Origin of the sequence: Pseudarthrobacter sp. 902506025, assembly GCF_040702325.1 — a bacterium.
Lineage (GTDB): Bacteria > Actinomycetota > Actinomycetes > Actinomycetales > Micrococcaceae > Arthrobacter.
The window spans coordinates 1-5,418 of the sequence record NZ_JBFBKW010000022.1 but is presented as its reverse complement, the minus strand read 5'-3'; the positions used below and the strand labels follow the sequence as shown (position 1 = coordinate 5,418).

Below are 5,418 nucleotides of genomic sequence, written 5' to 3'. Positions count from 1 at the left end.
CCACCGTCATTCAACTCCACCTCAGTGGTCTTGAACCCCGGATACAACACAGCACCCGTCACCACCACAGCAACCACAGCACCAAACGCAGTACCAGTGACGAGCTTCCTATGTCGCTTTTTCAGCCCAAGCTTCCCCAGCAGAGTTGTCACAGCGTTACTTTTCCCTCAGATTGTGTAGCCAGATGGCGGCCCGGTCGCAGGACAGGCAGCAGGCTTTCTTTCCCCGCGGCAAGCCTACCGAACCGCCGCAACCCCCGCGATGGGGACAACTGCCCGCCCACCCGGGCCCTGCCTGTCAGCAATGTGGGGCTCCCAGGCCGGCGGGATCCGCAAGCGTGGTGTGGCCGGCGATGACGTACCGGCCAACGTTGCGCGCGGAACCGGATTCAACCCGCCACCAGCGGACGATGCCGTTGCCGGACCAGTTGTCGCTCTGGTCGATGTAGCACGCCACCATGATGCGGTCCTGGTCCGCCTTGTAGAACCAGGGCGGGCTGTCCGCGTTGACGCCGTCACAGTCGAAGTAGGGACTTGGCCGGTAGTTCGAGCCGCCCAGGGTGAAGGTGCAACTCCTGACGAAGTTGGGGTCGGAGGTCTTGATCCGGGTTTCCCACAGTCCCTGCTTGCCGGCAGTGGCGCTGGCCGTGACCACCGCGCTGCCGGTGCCGACGGAGTTGAAGGTCTGGACCGCAATGGTGACGGTGTCACCGAAGTTTGCCGTGTTGACCGTCCTGCTGCCGGAGGGGGCAACGTTTTCCCAGCCGCCGTTGTTGATGCTGATCCTGGTTTGCGCCACGTCATTGGTGCTGGTGGACGGGGAGGACCAGTTCAGGGTGGCGGACTTTTGGTTGACGCCGCCGTTTTGGCCGGACGCCGAGGGGGTGCCCGGGGATCCGTACGGTGTGGTGGTGGCAGGGGTGCTGGCGTCCGAACTGGGCGCCACCGTGGAGTTGGCGACGACGGTGATGCTGACCGCGCTGCCGTTGGTAAAGCCGCCGATGGTCTGGCCGGGCGTGATGGGGCCGCGGGCGCCGTTGCTGGCGTTGTAGCTGTAGCTGACCTCGTTTTCGGCAGAACCGTTGCGTTCCGCCGCGGTCAGTTTGCGGAAGTCCACGGTCACGGCGCGTCCTGCTCCGCCGGTGTTCGCCGGCGTGGCCGTGACGCCGGAGACCGTTGCGAGCTTGCCGGTGGCGCGGCGGGGCGCGGAGGGCGGGCTGACCGCGCCTTTGCCGGCCTTGTTCTCAGCCTGCACCGTGAACGTGTAGGCGGCCTCGGAGTTGTTGGCAGTGAAGTTGGCGGTGCGGACGTTGCCTGGGACGGTCTGCGTCTGGGCGGGGGCGTTGCCACCGCTCATGGTGACGTAATAGGTGCTGATCGGATCGCCGTTGGTGTTGGGTTCGGCCCACGTGACCCGCAGCTGGTTCTGGGTCCCCACGGATGATGCGACGGCGGACGAAGGTGCTGCAGGTGCCGCCGGGACACCGGCGGGATTGTCCTCCGCGGAATACGTCCCCCAGTCGGAGGCGCCAAGCTCGTTGACGGCCTGCGCACGCACCTTGTACTTCACGCCGTTGGTGAGGCCGGTCCAGGTGTAGTTCAGCCCGGCGACCTCGTTCTTCACGGCCACCCCGCTGGCCGGCGGCGGCGAAATTTCCAGGTTGTAGTGCTTCACCGGTGAGCCCTCGGTCTTCGCCGCGGGCCAGGTGACCGCCATCGTCTTGTCCCCGGCCTTCACCGTGGGGGCTTCAGGCGGTGACGGCTTTTCGTCAGGGCGGATTTCGTTGGACTGCGGCGAAGCCTGCGAGTCCCCCACCTCGTTGGTGGCGAGCACCGTGAAAACGTACTTTACGTTGTTGGTGAGCCCGCTCAATGTGCAGGTGGTGGTGGGGCACTTCTGTTCGAAGCCGTTGTTCGAGCGGACGGTGTACCCGGTGATGGACGCTCCATTGTCCGACGGCGGGGCCCACTTGAGCACGGCGGTGCGGCTGCGGACGTCGGTAGCGCTGGGGGCGGACGGTGCGTCGGGTTTGCCCCGGACGGTGAGCCGCAGGCGGCCGTCCACCTGGCGGGACAGGTCGCCTGTCTTGTCGGCCACGGTGTAGCGGACCACCATGACTCCCTTGTACCCGTCAGCCGGGGTAACGGTGATGCTGTCTCCCGACACGGACGGCTGCCCGGCTGCGGAGCCCGTCTCCACCGTGGCGCCAACGATCCGCAGGGGCGTGTCCGGGAAGGGGTTGAAGTCGTTGGCCAGGACGTTGACCTGTTCGGTCTTCCCGGCGTTGGCCTTGTCCACCGCATCATCGTTGGCCACCGGCAGGGGCCGGTTGGAGGCAACGTGGCGTGCGGTGATGGTAGCACTCACGGCGGGAGACCTGCCGTCGGTGACCTTCACCTGGATGTTTCCGGTGACGCCGATGCCAAGGGAACCGTCCGCGGTGATGGCGAGGGTGGCGCCGTCGACCTTTGCGTTGAATCCGGCGGGAAGGGTCCCGTCCAGTTCGAAGCGGAGGTTGTCCTTGTCCCGTTCGTCCACGTCCTTGGCCAGCCCGGCGAGGTCCACCGTTGCCTGTTCGGCCTTGGGGACGTCCACGGAGGTACCGCTGAAGGTGGGCGGATGGTTGGCGTTGGGGTCCGGGATCACCTTGGTCATGATCACCAGCGTGGATTTCAGGCCGTCGCCGTCGTCGGGTCCGGAGCCGTCCGTCACCTCGAAGGTGATGGAGCCCGGGCCCACGTAGTCCGGTTTCGCGGTGTAGCGCAGGGCCTTGCCGTCGGACTGAATGACGCCCTCCGGTGATCCGCCCTGGACGCGCACGGAGTCGGCCACGGTGATCCTGGCGGTGCGGCCGTTGCGGACGCGGACGTATTCGGACAGGTCCAGGGTGACGTCCTTGCCGGACATGACTTCAACCGGGTCGGTCTTGGCGAGGGTGGGATACTGCGCGCCCTGGCCGGGGATCCACATCAGGGCGGTGGAGGTGAGGCCGTCGACGTCCGTGACCGTGTAAGGAATCAGCTGGTCTTCAGGGGTGAGGGTCACCACCACGTTGCCCGAGTCGCCGGTCCGGGCGTTCGGGTTGCCGTCGGGGAGGCTGATCTTCAGCTCGGAGGCCACCCCGTCGGCATCAGAGTCGTTTTTCAGGACGGGGACGTCAACAGCGGTCTTGCCGAGGGTTTCGGCCACCGTCACCCGGTCGTCCTTGGCCACGGGGCGCTTGAGTTCGGCGTCCTGGCTGATCCGCACCCGGATCACGGCGCTGGCGGAAGCCTTCTTGTCGTCCTGGATGCGGTAGCTGATGCTTTCGTTGCCGGCGGTGCCGGGCGCAGTGAACAGTATCTTGGCGCCGTCCGCAGCCTCCACCTGCAGGTCGGGCTTGGCCTCGAACCCGTCGGAAACCAGGCTGAGCGGATCGCCGTCGGGGTCCGAATCGTTCGCCAGCGCCTCCACGGCCACCTTGCGGCCGGGCCGGACATCCACGGCGTCGTCCACCGCGATGGGTTTCTGGTTGTTGGCCTCCGGCGGGGCAATGCCCACAATGACGGTTCCGGTGTTCTCGGCACCGATCCTGTCCCGGACCCGGTAGGTGAAGCTGTCAGTGCCGGCAGCGTCGCCGGCGGCCGTGAACTCAAGGTAGCCGTCGCGTACCACGGCGGTTCCCATGGCCGGTGCCTTGTCGATGCCGATGAGCTGGACGGAGTCGCCGTCGGCGTCGATGCCGTCGAGGGGCACGGGCACCTTGACGGTCATCCCGGCCACCACGCGGGCGGTCAGGTTGCGGGGCTCGGGCCGCGTGTTGCGGTCATCGTCCCGGGCACGGATGCGAATGGTGACCTGTTGCGAGTCCACCTGCCCGGATTCGTTTTGGACCTTGTAAATGGCGTACACGGTCTTCGCTTCGGGGCCGGCCACGAACCGCAGCTGGTCGCCCGCCACGAACATGCGGCCGTCTGCAGCGTCAGGCTGCTGGGCGAGTTCCGGCAGCAGGGTGAGCTTGGAGCCGTTGGGGTCGGCGTCGTTGGCCAGGACGGGGATGGTGACGACGTCGTTCGCCCTGACCGTGGCCTCGTCCGGCTTGGCCTGGGGTGCCTGGAGCTTGGCGGGAGCGGGAACCATCAGCACCGCGATCTCGCCGGTGGCGGACGAGCGTCCGTTGGAGACCGTGTACCGGACCGTCAGCTGGCCTTCGGCGCGGATATCGGTGATCCTCACCACCGAGTGGTCCAGCACTGCCACGCTGACCGGCAGGCCGGCGTCGGCGGTTACGGACTGCACCACCAGCACGCCGCCGGAGGGGTCGGAGTCGTTGCCCAGGACGTCAACCAGGACATCCCCGCCGGTGGGAAGCAGCGCGGTGTCGCGGACGGCGACCGGCGCACCCTCGTCGGTGCCCGGCACCACATCGACGCGGACCAGCTGTTGGGCGCTGGCCGGGCCGTTGGTCACCAGGTAGCTGACGTAGTGGGCGCCAAGGGTCCGGGAATTGAACGTGAACGTCTGCTGGTCCGGGTTCAGGGTGGCTGTGGACTCGGCATCCGGCGTGGCCTGCGCCAGCCGCAGTGCCCCGCCCTGCGGGTCCGAATCGTTCTTGAGCGGGGTGATGACGGTATCGGTGCCGGCCACGGCCACCACATGGTCGGCGTTGGCGATGGGCGGCAAGGCCCCGGGGCTCCTGACGTCCACAGTGACCTTGCCTTCGGCGGTGGACTGTCCGTCCGAGACTGTGACGGTGAGGACTTTCCGGCCCGGGGCGGCGCCGGAGTCCTGGAAGGTCAGCTGGCCGTCGGGGCGGATCCGGGCCTGGTCCAGCGGGTCGGTGCTGGACACGGAGACCGCGAACAGGTCATCGCCGTCGGGATCAATCCAGTCCGGAAGGATGTTCTGGGTGACCGCTTTGCCTGACTGGACCACCAGCGTGGTGTTCCGGTTGGGCTTTTGCCGCGGCGGGGTGTTGGTGCCGGGCGGAATGATGTTGAGGGTGATGTCGGCCGACGCTGACAGCCCGCGGCCGTCGTCCACGGTGTACTTGAAGGTTTCGCTGCCGGTCTTGTCGGCGGGCACGGCCACCTGGAGGCCCGTGGATCCGTAGATGGGCGAGACGGCGCCGGTTTTCACGCCTTCGGGGGTACGGACGGTGAGGACGTCGCCGTCGGGGTCGGAGTCGTTGTCCAGGACGGGCAGGATGGTTGTCTTTCCGGCGCGGATGCCGAACTGGTCAGGTTTGGCCACGGGCGCGCTGTTGGGCTTGGTGCGGTCCGGCAGCACGGTCTGCTGGACTTCGTCGGCGGAGTCCTTGTCGGCGTCGTCCGAAGTCTGCTGCGGTGGGATGACGTCGTCCCAGTTGTTCACCAGCTGCATGTTCTGGTTGACCAACCACACATTCCCCGAGTTCACATCGTTCAGGACCACCAGGTC

At 67.1% G+C, this 5,418-nt stretch carries 1 protein-coding gene; it reads right to left on the bottom strand.

Annotated elements, in window-relative coordinates; all coding sequences use genetic code 11:
• Positions 1-297: 297 nt before the first annotated feature.
• The coding region (locus AB0280_RS21445) for an Ig-like domain-containing protein (RefSeq protein WP_307493477.1) at positions 298-5,418 on the bottom strand (5,121 nt) is incomplete at its 5' end.